Source organism: Paenibacillus sp. EKM206P, assembly GCF_011066155.1.
In the GTDB taxonomy this organism is placed as follows: Bacteria; Bacillota; Bacilli; order Paenibacillales; family Paenibacillaceae; genus Paenibacillus; species Paenibacillus polymyxa_D.
In genome coordinates, this window is sequence record NZ_JAAMNQ010000017.1 from 21,549 (window position 1) to 44,973 (window position 23,425).

General features: G+C 43.6%; 19 protein-coding genes. 13 read left to right on the plus strand and 6 right to left on the minus strand.

From position 1 onward, the window contains the following. Positions 1-306: 306 nt before the first annotated feature. The 4 genes from G9G53_RS23570 (at position 307) to G9G53_RS23585 (ending at position 5,629) form a co-directional block, all read left to right on the plus strand. On the plus strand, positions 307-2,043 hold the full coding sequence (locus tag G9G53_RS23570; RefSeq protein WP_165150635.1) for a sugar ABC transporter substrate-binding protein: 1,737 nt from the start codon (positions 307-309) through the stop codon (positions 2,041-2,043). Between the two features lie 62 nt (positions 2,044-2,105). Next, positions 2,106-3,020: an ABC transporter permease gene (locus G9G53_RS23575; protein WP_029515318.1), complete on the plus strand. Its 915-nt coding sequence runs from the start codon at positions 2,106-2,108 to the stop codon at positions 3,018-3,020. 13 nt (positions 3,021-3,033) lie between these two features. After that, a complete protein-coding gene (locus G9G53_RS23580; RefSeq protein WP_039274896.1) occupies positions 3,034-3,927 on the plus strand; it encodes a carbohydrate ABC transporter permease in 894 nt (297 codons plus the stop codon). Positions 3,928-3,991: 64 nt separating this feature from the next. Then, complete coding sequence (locus G9G53_RS23585) at positions 3,992-5,629, plus strand: glycoside hydrolase family 13 protein (RefSeq protein ID WP_165150637.1); 1,638 nt, start codon at positions 3,992-3,994, stop codon at positions 5,627-5,629. A gap of 7 nt (positions 5,630-5,636) precedes the next feature. Here G9G53_RS23585 and G9G53_RS23590 read toward each other — a convergent pair whose 3' ends face one another. From G9G53_RS23590 to G9G53_RS23605, 4 genes are all read right to left on the minus strand, one after another. Further along, a complete protein-coding gene (locus tag G9G53_RS23590) occupies positions 5,637-6,728 on the minus strand; it encodes a GerAB/ArcD/ProY family transporter (protein WP_165150639.1) in 1,092 nt (363 codons plus the stop codon). Positions 6,729-6,756: 28 nt separating this feature from the next. Next, entirely contained in the window at positions 6,757-7,959 is a 1,203-nt protein-coding gene (locus tag G9G53_RS23595) for a Ger(x)C family spore germination protein (RefSeq protein WP_165150641.1), read from the minus strand. Positions 7,960-7,968: 9 nt separating this feature from the next. After that, a complete protein-coding gene (locus G9G53_RS23600) occupies positions 7,969-9,585 on the minus strand; it encodes a spore germination protein (RefSeq protein WP_029515313.1) in 1,617 nt (538 codons plus the stop codon). 183 nt (positions 9,586-9,768) lie between these two features. Next, positions 9,769-10,458 carry a metal-dependent hydrolase gene (locus G9G53_RS23605; protein WP_165150643.1) on the minus strand — a complete coding sequence of 230 codons (690 nt, stop codon included), beginning with the start codon at positions 10,456-10,458 and terminating at the stop codon, positions 9,769-9,771. A gap of 266 nt (positions 10,459-10,724) precedes the next feature. Between G9G53_RS23605 and G9G53_RS26620 the strand changes: the two genes are divergently transcribed. The 3 genes from G9G53_RS26620 (at position 10,725) to G9G53_RS23615 (ending at position 13,914) form a co-directional block, all read left to right on the plus strand. Beyond that, entirely contained in the window at positions 10,725-11,297 is a 573-nt protein-coding gene (locus G9G53_RS26620) for an ATP-binding protein (RefSeq protein ID WP_238437863.1), read from the plus strand. Between the two features lie 38 nt (positions 11,298-11,335). Continuing rightward, positions 11,336-12,787, plus strand: a complete 1,452-nt coding sequence (locus G9G53_RS26625; RefSeq protein ID WP_238437864.1) for a tetratricopeptide repeat protein — start codon at positions 11,336-11,338, stop codon at positions 12,785-12,787. Between the two features lie 476 nt (positions 12,788-13,263). Continuing rightward, positions 13,264-13,914: an FMN-dependent NADH-azoreductase gene (locus G9G53_RS23615; RefSeq protein WP_165150645.1), complete on the plus strand. Its 651-nt coding sequence runs from the start codon at positions 13,264-13,266 to the stop codon at positions 13,912-13,914. Between the two features lie 370 nt (positions 13,915-14,284). On the opposite strand, the gene G9G53_RS23620 is transcribed toward G9G53_RS23615, so the two are convergent. Both G9G53_RS23620 and G9G53_RS23625 read right to left on the minus strand, forming a co-directional pair. Next, positions 14,285-14,569, minus strand: a complete 285-nt coding sequence (locus tag G9G53_RS23620; RefSeq protein ID WP_203055939.1) for a helix-turn-helix domain-containing protein — start codon at positions 14,567-14,569, stop codon at positions 14,285-14,287. 596 nt (positions 14,570-15,165) lie between these two features. Next, positions 15,166-16,017, minus strand: coding sequence for an aldo/keto reductase (locus G9G53_RS23625; protein WP_029515308.1), 852 nt, complete (start codon positions 16,015-16,017; stop codon positions 15,166-15,168). 175 nt (positions 16,018-16,192) lie between these two features. Here G9G53_RS23625 and G9G53_RS23630 point away from each other — a divergent pair, with 175 nt between their 5' ends. The 6 genes from G9G53_RS23630 to G9G53_RS23655 all read left to right on the plus strand — a co-directional run bounded on the left by G9G53_RS23630 (position 16,193) and on the right by G9G53_RS23655 (position 22,618). Further along, positions 16,193-16,687 carry a MerR family transcriptional regulator gene (locus G9G53_RS23630; protein WP_029515307.1) on the plus strand — a complete coding sequence of 165 codons (495 nt, stop codon included), beginning with the start codon at positions 16,193-16,195 and terminating at the stop codon, positions 16,685-16,687. Between the two features lie 623 nt (positions 16,688-17,310). Then, positions 17,311-18,192 carry a hypothetical protein gene (locus G9G53_RS23635; protein WP_029515306.1) on the plus strand — a complete coding sequence of 294 codons (882 nt, stop codon included), beginning with the start codon at positions 17,311-17,313 and terminating at the stop codon, positions 18,190-18,192. A gap of 914 nt (positions 18,193-19,106) precedes the next feature. Then, the gene (locus G9G53_RS23640) at positions 19,107-19,625 is read left to right on the plus strand and encodes a sigma-70 family RNA polymerase sigma factor (protein ID WP_029515305.1); all 519 of its coding nucleotides are present in this window, start codon (positions 19,107-19,109) and stop codon (positions 19,623-19,625) included. A gap of 28 nt (positions 19,626-19,653) precedes the next feature. After that, on the plus strand, positions 19,654-20,760 hold the full coding sequence (locus G9G53_RS23645; protein ID WP_165150647.1) for a hypothetical protein: 1,107 nt from the start codon (positions 19,654-19,656) through the stop codon (positions 20,758-20,760). Further along, entirely contained in the window at positions 20,757-21,740 is a 984-nt protein-coding gene (locus tag G9G53_RS23650; protein ID WP_029515303.1) for an ABC transporter ATP-binding protein, read from the plus strand. The genes G9G53_RS23645 and G9G53_RS23650 overlap by 4 nt, the downstream gene beginning before the upstream one ends. Then, entirely contained in the window at positions 21,737-22,618 is an 882-nt protein-coding gene (locus tag G9G53_RS23655) for an ABC transporter permease subunit (protein WP_039274879.1), read from the plus strand. The genes G9G53_RS23650 and G9G53_RS23655 overlap by 4 nt, the downstream gene beginning before the upstream one ends. Positions 22,619-23,425: the final 807 nt, after the last annotated feature.

Below are 23,425 nucleotides of genomic sequence, written 5' to 3' on the forward strand. Positions count from 1 at the left end.
TACGATAAATTCTATAAGACACTTTTATAATTCCATTAATCAAGCCGACGATTCCTATTTCAGGAGCTGCCGGTTTTTTTTGTTCTTCACTTTGATTAGTAAGTAAGGATAGACAAATGTATGTCGGTAGGTAGGATAAATGCTTACAAGCCAACTTTGGCTTTTTGATCCCGAATGAAACCGCATACATTTCTCTATCCAAACAGACGTTCAATCCCTATCTCGATTTGTCTTCTCCGAGCTTTATAATGAAAGCGCAAACAACAATGATAGAGAAATATTCAGAACGAAGGGGAATCGAATGTGATGAGAACTAAATGGTTCATAAAAAGCAAATTGTTGACGAGACGTCTGGCTGCGCTGTCGATGTCTGCCCTGGTGATTTCAACCCTTGCAGCCTGTGGGGGCTCTTCCAACCCTCCCACTGCGGAGGAAGCGGGCAAGTATGAGGCAACACCGGGAGACCCATTCAGTGCCTATAAAGACGAAATAACCGTAACGATGGGTCGTGTAACTACAGCCAACCCGAAACTGCCGGCTGGAGATACGTATGAGAACAACGCGTATACTCGGCTAGTTAAAGAAACGTTTAACGCTAAGATTAAAGACCAATTTGAAGCCAACGGAGAAGATTACAGCCGTCAGGTTTCTCTCGCCATCGCCTCTGGGGAACTGCCTGACATGATGCGTGTTGATTCCAAGGATGAACTCAAAGAACTGGTTGATAATGATCTGATTGAAGATATGACGGAAATTTACAAACAATATGCCACAGATAACATCAAGAACATTTACGACTCTTATGAGGGCCGTGCATTAGACAGTGCAACGATAGATGGACGTTTAATGGGACTTCCGGCTACTTCCCTAGATTCCGCGCCAACCATGGTCTGGGTTCGTCAGGATTGGCTGGATCTACTGGGAATCCAACTTGACGCAGACGGAGACGGGGCCATCAAGCTGGATGATGTGGAGAAAACGGCTGAGGAATTCCTGAAAAGAGATCCTGGCCAATCCGGGAAACCGGTAGGTATTCCCTTTGTGAACACCCTGAATACAAGTGACTATAATGCTTCTGCCTATACCATGCTGGGAGTTGCCTCCACCAAGGGTGCATTCCCTCAATACTGGATGAAGGGGAAGGACGGCAGCATTATTTATGGCTCGACAACAAAGGAAACCAAGCAGATGTTAGGCGTCATGGCAGATTGGTTCAAGAGAGGCCTCATCGACCCGCAATTTGGAACACGCACATTTGATGATATTACGGCACTGTACACCAACGGCCAAAGTGGTATTGCTTTTGGACCATGGCATATTCCTGACTGGGGTCTGAGCAGCGTGAAGCAGATGGATAAGAATGCGAAATTCACGGCTTACACTTTGGAGGATGCAGACGGAAAGGTAAACGTGGCACACGCCAATCCAGCTAATCAGTTTATCGTTGTGAGAAAAGGATATGAACACCCGGAACTCGCCGTTAAAATAGTAAACCTTTTCTACGATAAATTGGCAAATGATAAAAATGTGGAAACATCTATGCCAGAAGCCGCCAAGTATCAAGAGAACGGCGTAGACGGTTCTACCAGACCTTTTAATATTGAAGTCAACTCGGCTACCTCGCTGCTGGATGATTACTCTGACATTGTTCGCGGAATTAAAGGGGAGATTAGTTTGGATCAGGTCCGGACAACAGAATCAAAGAACAATATTAAAAGTATTCAAACCTACTTGAGCGATATGGATACGGATAACGTAACATCCTGGGCGAAATATCACTCGCGTATCAACGGAGTGGGACTCATCGACAAACTGACACGGGAAAACAAATTCGTTTGGATGACACCCGCCTTCTCTGGCACTACACCAAGCATGAAACAGACATGGGCTAATCTGACCAAGATGGAGCAGGAATCTTTCATCAAAATCGTGACTGGTGCAGAATCTCTGGATTACTTCGATACTTTCGTTAGCAATTGGAAGAAACAAGGTGGTGACCAGGTAATTCAGGAAATTGAAGACGAAGCTGCATCCGAAAAATAAACAATCATGAACTGCTAGAAGGGCTGCGATAAGCAGCCTTTCTTCAGGAAAGGGGTCCATCCATGAAACAGGGAAATGATAGAGCAAAAGGTCGGTTGGGCACGGGTGCCATGTATCATTTGATGATGCTTCCGGGGATTTTATTTTTACTGGTATTCAGCTATGTTCCGATGGTCGGTGTCATTACGGCGTTTCAGGATTATATACCAGCCAAGGGGATGTTTGGCTCCAAATTTGTAGGGCTGAAGCATTTTATTTATATGTTTAAGCTGCCGGACATCGCACAGGTTTTTAGTAATACGTTGGTGATTGCCATTGCCAAGATTCTATTGGGAACAATGATGGCTATCATTTTTTCCATCTTGTTAAATGAGATCCGCATCAAATTCGTTAAAAAATCTGTACAGACAATTGTTTATTTGCCACACTTTTTATCCTGGGTAGTTCTAGCATCCGTGGTTGTTAACATGTTCAGTTTGGATGGAATAGTGAATCAAATTTTGGCTTTTTTCGGTCTGGAGAATATTAATTTTCTCGGCAGCAACACCTGGTTCCAGCCGCTGATTATTGGGACAGACGTGTGGAAGGAGTTCGGTTACAGTTCCATCGTCTATTTGGCTGCAATTACTTCGATTGATCCGGGTCTGTATGAAGCGGCAGGAATGGATGGAGCCAGCTGGTGGAGAAAAGTATGGCATATTACATTGCCAGGTATGCTGCCTATTATCCTGCTCATGGGAGTGATGAGTCTGACCAATATTTTGAGTGCCGGCTTCGATCAAATTTATAATCTGTATAATCCGGTTGTCTATGAATCGGGGGATATTCTGGATACTTATGTATATCGGATTGGACTCGTTGGGCGACAGTATAGCTTCGGTACGGCTGTTGGTCTGTTTAAGTCAGTGATCGGTATTGTTTTGCTATTATCCGCCAACCATTTGGCCAAGAAATACACCGACCGAAAAATATTCTAAGGAGGCAAAGCCTATGCCGTATTCTGTAAGCCTAAAAGATCGAATTGGCCGGTTTGTCATCAATACCATCGTCATATTGCTGGCATTGATCTGCCTTCTTCCTTTATGGAATATCGTTGCGATTTCATTCAGCAGCAGCGAGGCCGTGTCAGCTAATGCTGTAGGTCTCGTACCGGTCAATTTTACAACAGCAGCGTATACGAAAATTATTGATGATGCTCAGTTCTGGCGTTCCTTTGGCATATCTGTTCTACGTGTTGTGCTTACACTTATTCTCAACATGATTCTTATTATTTTAATGGCATACCCGCTCTCCAAGTCGAAAAGGGAATTTAGAGGCAGAAACATTTATATGAATGTCATGATTTTTGCCATGCTGTTCAGCGGCGGGATGATCCCGAGTTATCTACTGATCAAAAACCTCGATATGCTTAATACAATTTGGTCGCTTGTTCTGCCGGGTGCGGTCCCTATATTCAGTGTCATCCTTGTCATGAACTTCTTCTCTGCTGTACCTAAGGCGCTAGAAGAAGCAGCATTCATCGATGGGGCGAATCCGCTCCAGGTCCTGTTTAAAGTGTATGTTCCCGTGTCCATCCCTGCGCTGGCGACGGTAGCACTATTCAGTATCGTGGGAACGTGGAATGATTTCTTCAGCGGTTTGATCTATATGACCCAAGTTAGCAATTATCCGCTAATGACTTATATTCAGTCCCTTAATGTGAACATTGCGGAACTTCTTCAATCCGGCACCAACTCAGCACAACTCAGCAACTTGACTGAAATTTCAAACAAAAATTTAAATGCGGCCAAAATCGTAGTCGCTGTCATCCCGCTGCTGCTGATTTATCCGCTGCTTCAAAAATATTTTGTGACTGGAATTGTTGTAGGATCGGTAAAAGAGTAATTATATGCTGTGACTTGCTTAAGATAAAAATACTATTTGTGTATTGGAAGGGTTGTAATGAACAATGGAAAATAAAAATTGGTGGAAAGAAATCGTTGTATACCAGATATATCCACGGAGTTTTCAAGATAGTAATGGTGATGGAATCGGCGATTTGAAAGGAATTGTTTCCCGTCTAGACTATTTGCAGCAACTCGGTGTCGGTGCAATTTGGCTATCACCAGTTTGTAAATCCCCTCAGGATGATTTTGGTTATGATATTTTGGACTATCGGGATATTGATCCGATGTTCGGGTCTTTGGATGATATGGGGATGTTAATTCATGAGGCTGGGAAACGTGACATTCGAATCATAATGGATTTGGTGTTAAACCATACTTCCGATGAGCATCCATGGTTTCAAGAAGCAAAAAAAAGTAAAGAAAATCCGTACCATGACTACTATGTCTGGAGAGATGGCGTTGAAGGAATGCCACCAAACGATTTGGGTTCCATCTTTGGTGGTTCAGCATGGGAATGGGTACCCGAGATAGGACAATATTATTTACATCTTTTTTCTGTAAAACAGCCGGATCTCAACTGGGAAAACCCAAAAGTCCGACAAGAGATTTACGAAATGATCAATTGGTGGATAAGCAAGGGTGTAGGCGGTTTTCGACTTGACGTAATTGACTTAATCGGAAAAGAGCCAGATTTGAAAATTACCAGCAACGGGCCGAATCTGCATAAGTATATCAGGGAACTCAGCAAGGAGACGTTTCAAAAAGCTGGAGACCTGCTGACGGTTGGAGAAACATGGGGCGCTACGCCAGAGATCGCCAAATTGTATAGCAACCCGGACGGCAGTGAGTTCTCAATGGTATTTCAATTTGAACATATTAGTTTGGACGAACAAGCGGGGAAAGGGAAGTGGGATCTTAAGCCTCTAGATTTTCTAGAATTAAAAAAAGTGTTGTCTAAATGGCAGACAGAGCTGAAGGGGGATGCCTGGAACAGTTTGTTTTGGAATAATCACGACTTACCCCGAATCGTTTCTCGTTGGGGAGATGACGGAGAATACAGGATAGAATCGGCTAAAATGTTGGCAACCCTTCTTCATGGCATGCGAGGCACACCATACATTTATCAGGGGGAAGAATTAGGAATGACGAATGTTCAATATCCAATTGAAGACTATCGGGATATTGAGTTACTAAATTTCTACAAAGATAGAATTGAGAAAGGATACCCTGAAGATAAAGTTATGGAGTCAGTCTTTGCAAAGGGGCGTGATAACGCTCGAACACCAATGCAGTGGGACGCTTCCGACAACGCTGGTTTTACATTAGGGAACCCTTGGATTAAAATAAACCCGAATTATAAGGATATCCATGCACAAGAAAGTTTAAATAACCCTGAATCCATATTCCATTATTATCGGAAACTAATCCGATTAAGGAAAGATCATGAAGTGATCATATATGGGGATTATGAGCTGATGTATCCCGAGAATAAAGATTTGTTCGCTTACACTCGAACGCTGAAAGGAGCCAAACTACTTGTAGTATGTAATTTTCAAAAATACACAACCCATCTCCCACTTCAGAAAGAGCTGGCAGAGACTAAGCAGTTGCTAATATCCAATTATCCAAATAACATGTCTGAAATAGAAATGCGTCCTTATGAAGCGAGGATGTACCTTATCGATACACTCCATAAATGAAAAGGTCTCAGCTTTTTAGATTTCTTTTTTTGATGACAATAACCACAAATAGTAACAAAGGGAGGAGAATTTGAAAAATAGGAAACCAGGAATTAAGAACAAATTTCCGACCGATTACCATGTGATGAGTATAGTTAGGCGACAAAAAAGAAAGCCCATAAATAAGTGCAGCAAGGGGAAGAATCCATTTTTTAAATCCGACTCCAGTTATTTTTTCAAGTCCTATCACTGCACCGTTAAAAAATAAAGACATTTTGATGATCAAGCCAAGAAAAAGAAGCAAGGTGAAAAGGGCATCCATTCGTTCGAACAGATCTGCTAATTCAATCAACTGAACGGTTTCCAAAAGTGGAAGTGTGCTATTAGCGGCGATCTTAGGTCCGAGAACAAAAATATCCAATTGATTAATAAATGTTAGAGCAAGTGCGGTCACTATATAGGCAAAGAAAACGGGTTTTGTGAGATTCCGGCCTTTATGTACGAGCGGATAAAATACAAGAAATAACACAGTTTGTCCGAATGGAAAGGAGATAAGCTCAGGAATAGCGGCTTTAAATATGGGTTTCCATCCTTCCTCTAAAACTGGAAGGGAATTTTCCAAGTGAAAGAGACCAGTTGCCGGAATTAATATACTAATTATGGCGTATCCAAGTACAAAAAAAGGGAAAAGGAACAAGCAAAATAAGAAAAATGCTTTGTAGCCGTAACGAACCGTGTTGGATACAACCACGATTGTGATCAAGATGATGATCCACAAAGGGGTTTGGCGGAGCAATGTCATTACTGTCACCTCGCCTAAATCGCGTATGTTCCGAGAAGCTTCATATGTAAAATACAGCACAAAAAGTAAATTGATGAGTGTGCCCACATATTTCCCAGTGTAACGGCGAAACAACATGAACAAATCTAATTCAGGATCTTGATGGTGAATAACAAGATGGAGCTTTAGCAGAAGTAGTCCTGCTAAAGCTCCTATCAACATGACTAACCAAGCATCTTGATTTGCTTCAGCCCCCATTAAAAACAAAGTTGTACTTCCAACTTCAAATAAAGACATACAAATGATCAACTCGGATAGTCGGATTGTATTTTGACGCATGGCTTCAATTCACCTCTCCCTGTTTATCTTATTTCAACAGTTCGTTAAAAGATTTTTCGAATAATCCTGGACGTGCAAGCTTCATTTTTACATCTATTTTTATATCCATGTTTGCTAACTCTCCAGGCCACGTCTCTTTTATTTTTTTCCAGTCTTTTGGATACTTGTGATGGATTTTATTTCCAATACCGATAAGGTCGATATTCTTTTGCTGTAAGGCTTTCCAGCCTTCCTGAATTTGCAATTTGATCGTTTCTGCTGCTTGCATCTGCAATTGATGTGTACTTTGCATATTTTTCATTTCTCTTTGGGAAGAGGCTGACAGAAGATCACCGGTAGCTTTAACGTCAACGTTTAGGTAATAATGATTTAAATTCTTGATTGGCGTAACCTTAATCTTGGCTTTCCGGATGAGGAAAGCGGACGTAACATTCCCATCTACATAGTTTACAGTAGTGTTTTTAATCTGGTTGTTTAACCATGAAACCCCCATACTTTCCTTTTCATTTAGAAAGCCGACTCTCTTGTCTTTCTGAAAAATGCTTAAACCCGATAACTTGAGTTTATTTTTGGCGGAGGTTTCCTTGAAAACATCAACAGAGTCTAGTTTCTCCGGCTCTGAACCCTCAAGAGATATTTCTGGAACTCCGGCTGCGCCACTATCGGAGCTAATTTTCGAAATAAATTCATACATGGATATTGCGGGGTAGATTGATCCTAATTTGCTATCTCTTTCTATAATCTTTTCTAAAGCTTGACCAGGAATTTTCTCTGGTGGTACAAGCTTTTTTAAAAAATCACGAGCCTCTCCGTTGGCAATGAATACTTTTACAGTTTCTCGTGAATCAAGGTTGCGGAGGTAAATATCAATAATCTCTTCAATGCCTTGTTCTGCTGCTTTTTTTCCAATAACGAGTATATTATTTTGGGCAAAATATAGTTTACGCGGGTATTCCAGGCTACTCTTCGTAACGGTTTCTCTCAATGTTTTTCCATGTGTAGAAAAGGTATGTACAGCGCTTTGCGATGCCCCGGTGGAAGAACCACCTGATCCAGTCGTCATAGCTGATGGAATTATGATTTGATAGGTATTGATCCAGTCGCCCTTATGGCCATCAATTCCAGTTGCTGTTGTGATGGCTAATTCGTTCAATTCTGTACGATCTACGCACCCTGTAAGTAATAACCCTGCAATAAACAGAACATAACTAACTCTTAATTGCCGCACCATTGATCTCTCCTATTTTTGGGTATCAGACTTGTCATTATTTTTGATTTCATCCGAACTAGCAGGGTATTGGTGAGCTGCCTGTCTTGTCTGGTTATGGCCTGATTTTTCGCTAGGTCTGGTTTTCATAGCCCACCACGGAGCTCTGATGATAAGGTCCTTCATATTAGATTTAAAGGTGGGGCTGTAGGGCACAAAATAATCAACTCCGAATGATTTGAGAGATACAAGATGAACAAGAAGGGGGATAATTCCTATCAGAATACCGAATAAGCCCAGAGCCCCCGCCAGTAGCATAAGTGCAAAACGCAACAACCTGACTGCTGAAGCCATACCAAAATACGGGATGACAAAGTTCGATATAGCAGTGAAGGCAACAACGATAACCATTGCACCTGAGACCAGTCCGGCTTGCACCGCTGCCTGCCCGATAACCAGAGCTCCTACAATGGAAACGGCTGGTCCGATGACCCGTGGCATTCGCACACCTGCTTCACGAATCACTTCAAACATCAATTCCATCATTAATGCTTCAATTAATGCAGGAAAAGGAGTTCCTTCCCGTTGAGCCATCAGCGTAATTAACAGCGTGGTGGGGATCATTTCCTGTTGGAAAGTCGTCAAGGCTATAAATAGAGAGGGAAGCAACAATGAGACTAGAAAAGATACCACACGAAGAGCCCTTAAAAAAGTTGAAATGTCATATCTCTGGTAGTAGTCTTCGGCCGTTTGAAAGAAATTGAAGAAAGTTACAGGTGCAATCAGAGCGAATGGCGTCCCATCAACCAGAACAGCTACTTGTCCGTCTAAAAGGCTACCTGCGACAGTATCCGGACGCTCTGAGTTTAGCATGGTGGGAAAGAGACTAAGTGGTTCATCCTGTATGAATTCTTCGATATAGCCACTTTCAAGTATGCTGTCTGTATCAATGGATTGAAGCCGTTTTGTAATTTCCCGTATTACTTCTGGATTAGCGACATTTTCAATGTAAGCTAATATGACTTTAGTTTGTGTATATCGTCCAATAACGTGACTTTCAAATTTAAGGTCAGGTGTCCGCAATTTTCTTCTGATCAGTGTAATGTTAGTTGAGACATCCTCTGTAAATCCTTCTTTAGGACCCCGTACTACGGTCTGAGTACTGGGTTCCTGAATAGCCCGTCTTACTCCGCCTGCGATGGAAACTGCCAAAGCATAGTTGTTTCCGTTGATGACAATGACAGCATTCCCGGAGAGAATGGCTTGATATACCTCATTTTGCGAATGTATCATTTGAATATTTCCTGCTGGAATTGTCTTCTTTAATAGAGAGACCGTGCTATTTTCACCAAGCTTAGAGGAAGATTCAGAGAGTTTTTCTGTAATTAAACCTTCCATTAAATCGGAAAGTAAGTTTTGATCAATTAATCCCTCGATATAACATACTGCGAGATGACCGGCATGGGCAGGATTTTCGGAAAAATTACGAATGATAAAATCAGGACCTTGTCCGAGTTTCGATTTGAGTAAAGACAGAGTTTGGGGCAATGACGGATTAATGGGGTCAGTTGTTTGCTGATTGGACTTTTCACTATCTTGTCTACGCCTTCTTTCAGGTCTCAGAACGTTTCTAAACCAACCTAACAACACAAGTTAACCCCCTTGCTTTATTGATAAAGCATATTTTATCCTCTAAGACCTAAAATATACTTCTTAAGAGCAGTTGATTCCAAAGTTAACCATTAAAATCCAAAAAATCAAAAGCGGGCGCCGTCCAACAGAGGAGAGCGCCCGCTTTTGATTTTTTGGAAATAACTAAATTCAACTAGCAGGTCAGGGAATCAACTCGAGCCCTTCTCCCGGTTCCAACACTTTCCCTACCCCTTCCTTTAGAAGCGAGGCGAAGTAGTGAGGGTCTTGTTTGATATGAGGGAACGTATTGAAATGGATCGGCACAACTTGTTTCGCTTGAAGCCATTCAGTTGCCAGCGCAGCATCTTCTGGACCCATAGTATGGTTGTCTCCGATCGGCAGAAATGCCAAATCGATATTGCTGAGTTCTCCAATCACCTTCATATCGTAGAACAAACCTGTGTCTCCTGCGTGGTAAATCGTTCTGCCCTCTGCTGTGAACAGAATCCCTGTAGGCATTCCCGTATAGATGATTGTTTTAGTCTCCAGATTAACGAGGCTTGAGCTATGAAAAGCCTGGGTTAATTTCACTTTTCCAAATTCGAATTGATAAGCTCCCCCAATGCTCATGGCGTGGGTTCGTACACCTTGCCAACTGAGAACATCCGCTAGCTCTGCCGATGCGATTACCAGCGCGTCATTTCGTTTTGCAATTTCCACAGTATCTCCAACATGATCCCCGTGGCCATGGGTCAGAAGGATTACATCAGCCTGCACGTCGGTTGCTTCCAGATCGGTGTTGGAGTTGCCTGTAATAAAAGGATCAATAAGAATAATTGTGCCATGGGTTTCGATTTTTACAACGGAATGTCCATGATAAGATACTTTCATTTTTCTTCCCCCTTGGTCAAATCGGCGGTGCCGGGTTTATTCAGATTAATGTGTGTAACAAACCATTGCCACGATATTGACTAATTTCGGAAGTGCGCTCTGCAACAAAACGGGAGTTTCCGGATTTTGATGTCACTTGGTTTGAAACCGTTGCTTCGTTCGAAGGTTCCGCGCAGGAAGGTCGGGTTGCCACGCAAGCCGTTTCACTTGCAAGGCAAAGTCAGTTACCGAAGCCTCATTCTCTCTTTATAGGAAGAAACCAATCCATGGCTGACCTGAAAGAACAGCTGAAGTTCCATTCCCTTGTGTCAATCGTAGGACCCGGAGGGATAGGGAAAACATCACTTGCTGTTCGAGTCGCTTCAACGCTTGCTGAAACGTATCCGGACGGTATTTGGATGTTCGAATTCGGCGCCGTAAAGGATCATCATTTTTTGGGCCAGTATCTGTTATCCACTATGGGACTGCAAAATCAAGGGAATCGAACTGATCTCCAAACCATATTAGATGTAATCTCCGAGAAAAGAATGATGTTTATTTTCGACAACTGCGAACACATCATTGATGCATGCGCGGCTTTAGCTGAATCACTCCTGATGGCTGCGCCAACACTAAGCATCATGGTCACGAGCCGAGAAGCCTTGAACATTTCGGGGGAATACGTCTATCGGATTCCCCCGTTATCCTTTCCAGGTGAGGAGTATTCGCTGGAGGTGCTTTCCGAAGAAGAAATCAAGGAATTTGAAGCCGTGCAACTGTTTATGGAACGTGCGCTTTTGGTTGCTCCTAAGCTTCAACCCACACTGGCAAACTTGCAGGTGCCATATGCAAAAAATTAGAAGGGATTCCGTTAGCCATTGAGCTTGCGGCTTCCAGAATGAGTATGTTGACATTAGAACAGATGGAAGAACGTCTGGCGAGTCTGCTGACATTGTTGACTGCTGGAAAACGAAATGCTGTGCCTCGGCAAAAAACGCTGAAATCTACAATCGATTGGAGCTACGATCTACTAACCGGCAAGGAGCAACTGCTTCTGAGAAGGCTCAGTGTATTTTCGGGAGGGTTTACGTTGGAGGCAGTGGAGCGGATCTGTAGCTGCGAACCCGCATTGCCCATCCGTGATGATAAACTTGCTCGGGAAGATATGCTTGATCTGTTATCCGGACTGGTCAACAAGTCACTCGTCTCAATCGAAACCAGTGATGACTACCGCTACATCCGTTATTTCATGCTGGAAGCCATTAAGGAATATGCTGGCGAGAAGATGCGGGAAGAAACTGACGGCCGTAACAGACATGTTCTTCTTGAATGTCATGCTCAATATTACAGCCAAATTTTGAATCGTGTCGAGGCCAAGTTCAGGACTCGAGAGCGTGATGCCTGCCTTGATGAAGTGAGACAAGAATATGCAAACCTGCGCTCAGCCATGCAATGGTGTTATCAGAATGATGCACATACCAACTCAATCGGATTTCATATGGTTTCAAACCTTTACTGGTTCTGGCTTCATGAAGGCAGATTAAAGGAGGGGATTTTTTGGCTTAACCGTTTTCTGGAAAGTACCGTTCATAAAGAACTGCCTGGTGGAGACTTTTCCAAAGCATTGCATGGGCGGGGCGTCATTCAATTGGTTCAAGGAAACGTTGAAGAAGCCACGGTTTCAGCTGCACGCAGCGTTGAGCTGGCCCGTGATCTGAATCATTCTGCACAATTAGCCTCTTCTCTTCGTCTCATGGCATTTATTTATATCAACCAGCTACTTTTGAAAGATGCCGAGCCTCTCGTTAAGGAGAGCGTTGATATTGCCAGGAAAACGAAGGACATGTGGAATTTGGCGGCTTCGTTGCATGCTTACGGAAAGCTAAAACTGGAACAAAAGGAGTATCATGAAGCATCCATGCTTCTAAAAGAGAGCGTGTACTTCTTCGAATCGGTTCAGGATAAATGGGAAGTATCCGGTCCGTACGAAAGCCTCGGTTATGCTGCCTTGAAACTTGGGCAGACCGATCAATCCATTGAATGCTTCAAAAAAAGCATTGCGATCAGCCAAATTTACAAAGGGACATGGATTCTCTCTCGCGGAATAGAAGGGTTGGCTATAGCTTTATGGGCAAAGAAGGCTTATCCAGAAGCGGTCATCCTTCTGAGTGCTGCTGAGAAATGTCGCGAAAGCTTCGGAGGTGCTGCCGTTCCGAATTTTCCCGTGGAGCATAATGTAGTGCTTCTTGATCTTCAACATGTTTTAATTGAACAGGAAATGCGCGATATTTGGAACAAAGGAAAGAGTCTAACGAAAGACCAGATTCTCGCATATTCTTTAGAAACTTAGGTGTGAAAGCCTCCCTGAAAATCTGATCGTCCAAACGATGGACAGCCTCATTGACAACACGAACAAGGTGATAGTACAAAGAAACCGTTCCTTTCGTAAATGGTGGGTCGCACTTCCATTTACCAAGACGGTTTCTTTTTGTTTTACATCTTTGAGAAAAGCGGTCTTCCTGTGGGGTATGCAGTTTATGAACGACCAATAAAAGTCAAAAAATTGGTGTCTGCATTTCAAGATCCCTCTTGACATTCATTTTTTTCTGTAACTATAATGATTACATTAAAAAAGGAGTTAGTAATGATAATATTCAGCGGATTTTCAATAGGACTCGAAAAAGTTCCACTGCTGAATGTTTACCAGACAGTGGAAGTCATGGAGTAGGGGAAGCTCTTTCATATCCACGAACAGCATAGCTAGAATTGCTATTAATAGCATTGTATCCTCAATTATTTTAATCATAACATAGGAGTGGATTTATCATGGCAACTGTATTGTACGTAACCGCGCATCCTTTAAAAGACGGTACATACAGCTTATCAGTCGGCAAACAGTTTATCGAAATCTATCAGGAGGCCAATCCAGGAGATGAGGTCATTCATTTGGACCTGTATCGCATGGATCTTCCGCAAATCGACGCCGATCTTCTAAGACGCTGGGGGCAGCCACCAAGTGGTCTTTCTTTCGATGAACTGAGCGAGGGATCGAAGGGCAAAGCGGTGCGAATGCGCGAGATTGCGGACCAATTCATGACTGCGGATAAAATCGTCATTGTCAATCCGGTATGGAATTATTCTTTCCCGTCGGTTCTGAAAGCGTACATTGACGCGGTTATAGTTCCGGGAAAGACTATTAAGCGAGCCGATAATGGGCTGCGGGGTTTGTCCGGTTTGATTGGGACGCAGCAGGACAAAAAAGTGATGCACATTCAGGCTTCCGGCACGGTTCTCTCCCATGGGAAGTTCAAAGATGTAGAGTACAGCCATAGTTATGTAAAAGCTATCATGAATTTACTGGGCATTGACGATGTGCAGGCTATCTTTGTTGAAGGTATCAGTGAGCAGCCGGACCAAGCGCAGAGCATAAAGGAATCAGCAATCCGGCAAGCCATATTGGCAGCCAAAGCGTTTTGATGTGACAGCCTAAAGAAAAAGCGGAAAAATTCCAGGATTTTTTTCTGGTTTTTCTTTCTCTTTTTTGACCATGATGGGGGAATGTATTGTTGTTACACCTGATGTACGTTACCCAAATAAGTTGCATTATTACAATCCTTGATACTTAAGGCAATTCCTTTGTTTTGGCGGCCACAATGCGGTCATCATTATGGAGCGCTATGAGCCATAAGTGGAAATATAATGGTTAAACCCCAGGGACCTTATCCATCTGGAAGAAGCCCTGAGGTTTTTTGTTATTGAGCAGGGAGGTCTTGCCTGTAGTAATACGAAGCGGTCTCAAAATCTTTTTGGTGATAATAAGCTTCAGCTATAAGAATATACAATTCACTCATTTTTTTGTGCGCTTGCTTTTGTTATTGAGTTGGGCTTTTAAATCAGCTTCTTCCTCTGTGATTTCTATACTCTTTATTATGTTTAGAAACTCATTTAACAAATTGCTTTCAAGATATTGTTCCGCCCTTACCAATTGAGTAGGAATGGAGGGAGGAGGAGAAACGGTTTCCGAGGCCACTTCTTCTAAGAGAAAAGTAATAGAGCAATTTAATCGCTCCGCAAGCTTGCTAATGATCTCAAAAGAGGGCATCGCATTTCCTTTCTCAATTTGATTAATCAATATCAGATGATGAATTCACCCGCAGCTGGTTAGCAGCAGGGATAAGCAAGGATTATGCTGAGATCATGACCGGACTCGACCGTAAAATTCGCGAGGAAGGAGCGGAAGATCTAAGTACTGATACTGTAATGAGGGTGACTGGGAAGGCGCCTGTCTCCTTCCAACAATTTGCACAGAGACACGCAGGAATCTGGATGCGGGAATTAGACAGTACTATGACATTTTAGCCAAACTCAAACAGCGTGCACCAAGCTTGGAAAATTCCCTTGGAATCCTCGGCACTTCGCGTAGATATTTGTGTGTCCCAGCTTCCAACTGACAAAACCGAAAATATCTAGTTACGAACACAAGCTGAGAATTGCGCTAACAGAGATGCTTGTTGAATAAATTAGTCTAAATCTTCTATTAGAAACAGACTAGAATTATTGCTTTAATAGGGGGGATTATGATTAAGCGAAAGGTGGCATCTTATAAAGCGGAAAAGCGAATCCAAGGGTCAATTCAAGTAAAGAAAGGACAGGGTTCACTTTAAACCGCTCTGCCCTTTCTTTATAGATGAGGATAAACGAGTGATAAGTTTATGGTTCGATCAAGGTTTACAGATCGATTCTCCAGTTGCCCATCATCTTGGCGACTTCCGGGTCGCGATACGATAAGAAAAGACTTTCCCGCGTATCGAGGGCCGAGATTTGTTCGATATCATCCGCGCTCAACTCAAAATCGAAAATGTCAAAGTTTTCGACGATCCGCTCTTTTCTCACCGATTTTGGAATTACAACGACTTCACGCTGAACAAGCCAGCGCAATACGACCTGAGCGACGGACTTGTTGTATTTTTCTGCGATCGAGAGCAACACTTCGTTTTTGAACATGTTGTTAAGTCCCTCAGCGAATGGGGCCCACGACTGGTGTTGAACTCCGTGCTCTTTCATAAAAGCTGCGCTCTCTGTTTGCTGGTAGAACGGGTGCGTTTCGATCTGGTTGACGGCGGGTACGATTTCGTTATGAACGATGAGGTCCATCAGGCGGTCGGGTAGGAAGTTGCTGACACCGATCGCCCTAATCTTGCCTTCGCGGTACAGGTCTTCCATCGCACGCCATGCACCGTAGTAATCGCCAAATGGCTGGTGAATAAGGTACAGATCGAGATAGTCGAGTTGAAGCTTCTTCAAGGATTTGGCAAATGCGTGCTTGGTACTCTCGTAGCCGGCATCCTGAACCCAGAGCTTGGTCGTGATGAACAGCTGCTCACGCGGTACGCCGCTGCGGTTAATCGCACGACCGACCGCTTCCTCATTCAAATAACCGGAGGCGGTGTCGATCAGGCGGTAACCAGCCATCAGCGCTTCATATACAGCGTTCTCGCATTCTTCAGCATCTGGAACTTGGTAGACACCAAAGCCGATGATCGGCATTTTCACACCATTGTTTAATGTTACGGTTTGCATTGTATTTCCTCCCATTGTCCAAATGTAAAACGCAAACGGCCGCAAAACTCGGAAATCGGGCACCTCAGTGGGCTTCCGCTTACGGTCGACTTGCATTACAATAAGCCTAACGCCTTCGTGTTACACGAAGTCAAGCCATCTTCAAAAATTTTTATTTTTCCAAGGAGGATTCCACATGCATACAGTCAAAGAAGCTGCCCAGATAACGGGACTCACCGAGCACGCTGTACGCTTTTACACGGATAAAGGCCTGGTACCAAGCGTACAGCGCAATCAAAACAACATTCGGATGTTCGACGAAGAATCGATCAACTGGTTGCATGGCGTCAAATGTCTCAAGCAATCCGGGATGCCGATTGAAGTCATTAAAATGTACGTCGATTTCTGTCTCGAAGGGGATTCGACCATTCCGCAACGCTACACACTCATGATGGAGCATAAGGAAGCGGCGCTCATTAAGCTCGAAGAAGCCAAACAGCACGTTGCCCATTTGGAACAAAAAACGGCTCTATATCAGGCCATTCTGGAGCACCGCTCTCCAGACACGACCAATCCTGGCAACTGGGATAAAATTCAGCATATGCATAGTGACGTTTTTTACTCGCCCTCTGTTCGGAAGGCTAGAGATCTACGTGAGACACAACCACTCGAAGAAAATCCTCTGTTTTAAATTTCTGGTTGGCTTAGGATGAACAAGATTCAGAACAGTCTAGATTGGACTAACGAGAGACGATAACTTAATCATAACGAGAAGGCAGCAGGCCAAATGGACCCATTGCCTTCGTTCAAATCCTCTGTTTTTACACCAAATAACAGCACTGAACGCATCGTAAAAGATCATAAAATGGTAACGTTGTTTCAAACATGAGTCGAACCGTCTGGGTAACTTAGTTCTCGGACTGATCTTCCCAATGTATGTATTTACCTTTTTTCGGGATCAGTCGATCAGCTAACGCACTTTCAGGAAAGCTTTCTATGCATCGTATGTACACATGATTTAAAAGGAGGCAGCACCCCACGCCAGCGGTAGAATTGACTACTACAGAGATTAGAATGTAAAGAAACGTAAGTCTGAAATAACAAGGGGCAGACTGAAAGATTTAATGGAACTGCGTCCAAGACTTAAACAGGCACAGTATGCAAAAATACTTGGGCTAAGCCAATTCAGTGTCTCACATCATATGCGAAAATTCAGAGAAGATTCAACTTGTGAATAGCTCACTTAACTACGTAATTGACCATTGCCCAATTATAATATACTATTGGTTAAAAATGTAATCAGGAGGCAGCTATATGTTTAACTCGGCAGTTTTAGAATCAATAAGTGACATAAACCTTTTGTATGAAATGCTGCAAGCAGAGTTTTCACTAGATGGTTGGGATGCTATGGTACATATTGCGGATAAACTCCACCACTCAATCAACGCATTCTATGAAGAAGACCAACTTAGACAAGCAAAAGGGCAGCCGAGAATTGATACTAAAAGACTTAAACGAAGTGTTGCTTTTTATTTTGGATATTCTATGGTGGCGAAAGGTATCGCATTGCAAAAGATGGGCGATTACTCAGCAGCCAGGGATTGTATTGAAAAGTACTCTGAATTGGGATGGATATCTGGATTGGACGATGAGGGGAAGGAGGATGTAGCACATTTCAGGATGATTGCAAATGCCAATACATATGTTTTGAATTTGCTGGAAGGTAATATGGAGACGCTTCCTGAATATGTGCAATTTATACACAATGCCGAGGAAGAAGAGTTGTTGCCGGGGATTATTACGATACTGGAGTCAGCTTTAAAACATAACTGTAACGTTGATTGGGCATTAAAAGAATTTGAGCCTAATTTGGACGCTCTGGATGGAGAGTACGAAACGGAAGCCAATATTCGTTATTATATAGATCATTTATATCTTATGTCCCTTTACCACTTTACTAATGGTAATATTTACAATGCATTAAATATATCCCTCAAGGGATTGCGAATGTCTGATAAACTTAAGGATGATACTGGATATAAAAAAATCAATGCATTATTTGTTTCATTTAGTGTTCATGCAACTAAAGAACAGCTGAATGAATATAATGTATTGAACAAAACTATCCTAGAAAGGGTGTTAAAAGATGAAAAAGGCATTAGGTATGATGGCAGTAGTATTGTTTCTGTTAGGTAACGTAATCATCCCTACTGGTGCAGCAACGATCCAACCTAACAATCACGGCATGAATAGCTTCCAACAACTTAATAATCATGGCATGAATAGCTAGGTTCGTATATTTGAAACCCCTTCTACAAAGAAGGGGTTTTTATTTGGTAGAATAGTTCCAAAGAATCATAACAATCTTCTAGAAATCTACTGATTTTTCTGAAGGATATCCACTCAATTCACAGAACACTATCATTGAGGAGAGGCGTGTCGAGGCAGGGGGTGCTTCGTGCCCTCATAAAGCCATTTCAGCAGCACAAAGACTTAATGTCTCGGCCGTCAATTCAAATATATCGGTTACATTGGGCGTTTTACATTGCAATAAAAACGATGGAGGGCGCTCAACGTGATAACACTGACTAGTAATCGTTACTGATAATATTCCCTCCATTCCTATTCCAGTCATAGGTTCAATATCAATTAACCCCATGCATACTAAATAATGAAAAGTTAAGTGTCGTTCAGTATTTAGTTCTAGCGGACCTGACAAAAGGCATTGTCAAACAGTTTTCCGGGAAATTTTAAGCGATCGTTATAGACGCTCCAAAGCAGATTAGCTTTTTATAATCACCCGAAAAGGTGGCTATGGAAAGCTTTTTTACCGGTTTAATGAATCATTAATACAATGATGGATGTAGTCGGTACGACGTACATACACAAATTTCGTTAGAGCGACGAGCATAGGTTTTGCTGAAATACAATAGTTCTTTGTACAATAAAGTTGTTTTCTAATGTCTAACAATTTCTTAATCCTGATGTCATTGGACTGTCCAATTAAGTGCAGCCTAAAAAAATTCGAAGAAAATCTCCCGAGCATGATACAAAAAAGGAAGAAGGTTCGTCTTCCTAATAGCTGCAGCTTAAAAGGAGGCAATTATAAAATGAGTATTCCGGAATCCTCACCATTCCGCAACATATTTTATGAGCATTATCCAACCGTACGCAGAAAACTGGCTGCGCTTGTGCGAGATGAAGCAGCAGCCGACGATCTGGCGCAGGAAGTATTTCTGAGGCTGTACAGAAATCCGCCGGACAACCCGGCAACCCTGGGGGCATGGCTACACCGGGTACTGACAAGAATCGGATACGATTATTTAGAGAAGAGAGCAAGAGAGAGAAAGCTGCAGAATAAGCAGGAGATAATGTATGAAGGGGAAGTCGCTTCTGAATCCGGCGAAGAGGCGCTGATGCGTCGATTGGATCAGGAAGAGGTTCAGGCTTGGCTGGACAGACTGCCCGAACGAGACCGCCAAGCGCTGCTTCTGCGCTACTCCGGCTACAGCTATGCGGAGATCGCGGAAGAGCTTAATGTCAGGTCGCCGCTAATAGGCAGTCTGCTCCAAAGAGCGACACGCAAGCTGCAGGCCACATCCAGCAAGGCTATAGCAAGGCAGGACTAATCAAATATTCGGAAAGGATTGAAATGATATGACAACTAAATTGCAGCATTCAGAAGCTGACAAAAGTACACATGAAGCCTGGGAGAGGTTGCTACAGAAGCTGGCCATGGAGCCGGTAAACGCCAAGTGGGAGACCGGGGACGCAAATAACAAAGAGGACGTTCTGAGGCTTGCCGATACCCTTAGTCCGCCAGCGGACTCAGCTGCAATTCAGGATTCGGAATCCAGTTTGAAAGTTGATGCTCCGGCTCCGGTTGCTTCTTTCCGCCGGCGGGCAGGCAAGGGCCGAAAGTGGGCCGCAGCGGTGGCGGCAGCCGTTATCTTTGGCGTCGTACTTACAACCCCTGTGGGAAATAACGCGCTGGCGGCATTTTTAAATCAATTCCGGGTGCAGGATATCGCTACAGTTGACGAAAGCACGCTCGAAGGTATGTTTAATCAGCTGGTTCCGGGAAAATCGGCCGACATAGAAAACACCTTTGGCCAGTTTACATCGGAAAGCGGAAACGTACAGGGGGATTTTACGCGTGAACAAGCCGTCTCTAAGCTCGGATATCAGCTTCTTCCAGTAAATGTGGCCGGAACGAAGGAAAGTGTGTACGTTACTCCTTCGCAAAAAATTACAATGATGCTGAATGTGGATGAGCTCAATAAAGCTATGCAGCGTGTAGGGGCAACGAAGCTGCTGCCGGAGTCGATGGACGGTAAAGAAATAGCGTTTAGTACACATGAAAGCGTAAATTACGATTTGGGTACCGATCAGGACCACTGGGCAACTCTGACACAGATGCAGGCTCCAGAAATTACGGTAGATCCGTCCGTTGATACAGAAAAAGCGGTGGATGCCGTTCTTCAGCTTCCGATTCTGCCTTCCGATCTGAAAGAGAAGGTAAAGCGCAGCCGCATTCTGGCAGGTTCCATTCCTATGCCATATGTGGTTAATAAAAGTGCTGAAACTTCTGAGATTACCGTTGGAGGAACCAAGGTTCTGGTTACAAACATGAAGTACAGCTCAATGACGAATCGTACCGCTATCTGGATCAAAGACGGACAGTTCTTTTCCTTTGAAGGTGGGAGCGCCTATGAGTCAGAGTTTGATTTCATGAACAAGCTTAAGGAGCTGGTTGAGGCATGAGTAAGCCGACAATCGACGCTAAAGGATTAACCAAGGAATACAGCAACGGGCGCGGCTGCCGCAACGTGACCATCACCGTAGGGAAAGGGGAAGCCTTTGGCTTCCTCGGCCCCAATGGAGCCGGGAAAAGCACATTTGTGAAAATGCTGGTCGGGCTCATCCATCCGACGGCCGGAGGAGCAACCCTGATGGGTGCACCCATCGGAACGCTCGAAGCGAAACGGCAAATCGGGTATCTTCCCGAGCTGTACCGGTATCAGGAATGGCTTACAGGTGATGAGGTCGTCCGGTTGCATGGGCGATTATGCGGTTTGGACAAGCAGGTGATCGACAAGAGAGTTCCTGAGCTATTGCACATGGTAGGTGTGGGTCAGCGGGGGAAAGACCGTGTTAAGCATTATTCCAAAGGCATGCAGCAGCGGCTTGGACTGGCTTGCGCGCTGGTGAATGATCCGGCCGTGATTTTTCTTGACGAGCCTTCTTCCGCCATGGACCCGGTTGGACGAATGCATGTACGTAATATACTTGAGGAACTGAAGCAGCAGGGGAAAACGATTTTCTTAAACTCCCATCTGCTTGAGGATGTGGAAGTATTATGCGACAGAATGGCACTCTTGAATAACGGACAGGTTCTCCGCCATGGGCGGGTAGCCGAAATGCTCCAGAAGCGAGTCTGCTGGCGTTTTAAAGTCGGCGGATTTTCGCCTTTTTTGCTGTCCTGGCTTATGGATACGACAGAGCTCAGCTTTCGAGTAATAACAGATGGAAAAGCCGAAGGCGGATTTACAGGAGAGAGGGGCATAGATGATACCGTCTGGCTTGAAGCGGAACTGGAGAGCGAAGAACAGGCAGGCTGGATCAATACGTTGCTGATCGGACAGGGGATGACGTTATATGAAGTCACCAAAGTTCGAGAACGGCTTGAAGAGTGGTTCATGAAGGCTGTTGCAGGGCTGAATCATAGGGGGGAACAGGAATGAGGATTATTTGGACCATGACCTGGAAGGAGCTACTGCGCAAACGGGTCCTCCTGCTGACACTTTTATTAACTGTTGTATTCCTGCTGGGATTTTGGTTTATTGCCGGCGCCATCGCAGGAGATTCTACCTCTAGGGTGATCACAGGCGGTACGAATAATGAAACTATGATCCAGGAATTTACGCTCGGGATGTTCATTTTGATGCTCGGTTTTTTCTTCGCAAGTTTTGTACTCGCCTTTTTAGCGATTTTTAGCTCATTTTCCACGATTGCGGGTGAGGCGGAGCAGGGGGTCATGCAGGCGATGCTGCCACGGCCGATTCCGAGGTGGAAATGGTATACGGGCCGCTGGCTCGGCTATGTTTCGCTTGGTGTAATCTATGCCTTGGTATTGTACAGCCTGATTTTGTGGATCACCGATGTGCATGCTTCGATCCCGCGTGATCCGGTAGTGCTGGTGCAGTCTTTTTTGCTATTTGCTTCAGTCGTTCCCCTGCTTGTAACCGTGTCCATGTTCGGATCCGGCTATTTGTCATCGGTTGCGAATGGTGTCGTCATGACGATGCTTTATGGGGCTGGTTGGCTCGGTGGCATGGTTGGAAAAATCATCGGCTCTGTGGGTCTGGAGCCAGGTCCCATGCAGACCCTGAACAATATAACGGGTGTCCTGTCCCTGATCATGCCTGCCGATGGACTGCAGCGTAAAATGCAGGCAGTGTTGTTCAGCTTCGAGAATATTAATGGACTCATCCCGGTAAGCACAAGTGGACCGTTTGGTATCGGCGAGATTCCTTCAACAGCCTTTTTGATATACGCGGCATTTTACACGGCTGTGCTCTTTGGACTCGGGCTGCGCCGCTTTGTCCGCAAGGATTTATAGGTTCTACTTTGAAGTTTCAGACTTCAGCAGCCATTCAAAAAAATTGTTTTAAAAGACCTTCTGAGAATAAAAAAGGTGGTCTAAAAAGACCGCCAAATTGCTTGCTTTATTCCAATAAATGAATCAATGAGTCTGTTTATCTATTTCGATCGTTCATTAGTTTCAGCCTCGTCTTTACGCCATAATCACGCTTAAAGCGATCAAAAAGGGCCTAAGGTCTCCAAGTCTATAGAAGGTGATAGACATTATTGCAACCATATTTACACAGCGATAATAATATTTTAATTGGGGCAGAACAAGATGGACTGCTGCTAGTTACTATTCTGACAATATGCATCTTAATTTCAGTTTGATGTTACCCGTTAGAGAGCATCGGGTACAAGCTCAAACTTTAATCATTTGATGTTGACCTCTATGGCTAATATTTCTATTTTCAAAAGACGTTTTAGGATAACCTAGAGCGTTTTTTTATTTTGAAAATCACCTGGGTATATGCCCATTTCTGCAAACGATGCTTATCTTTCCAGCGTAACAATCAATAGAAACCTACTAATTTGATTAACCATGTCAAGTTGGAGTTTTTCATCCTGTACAATAGAAAAAGACAGTGGTTTAGAATTTCTATGTGGCCAAAAGTATTTAAATATGACAGGCGAAGAACTGGTCATGGACGTGGAAAAACTATTAATCGCTTGAGCTTCATAAAATACAAATGCAATTGCTCTACATAAAAAGTTGACCTGATTTTTGCCCGCCAGCTACAGCATCTTCCGAAAATATTTTTCCACATCGTAGCCGATCATGGCA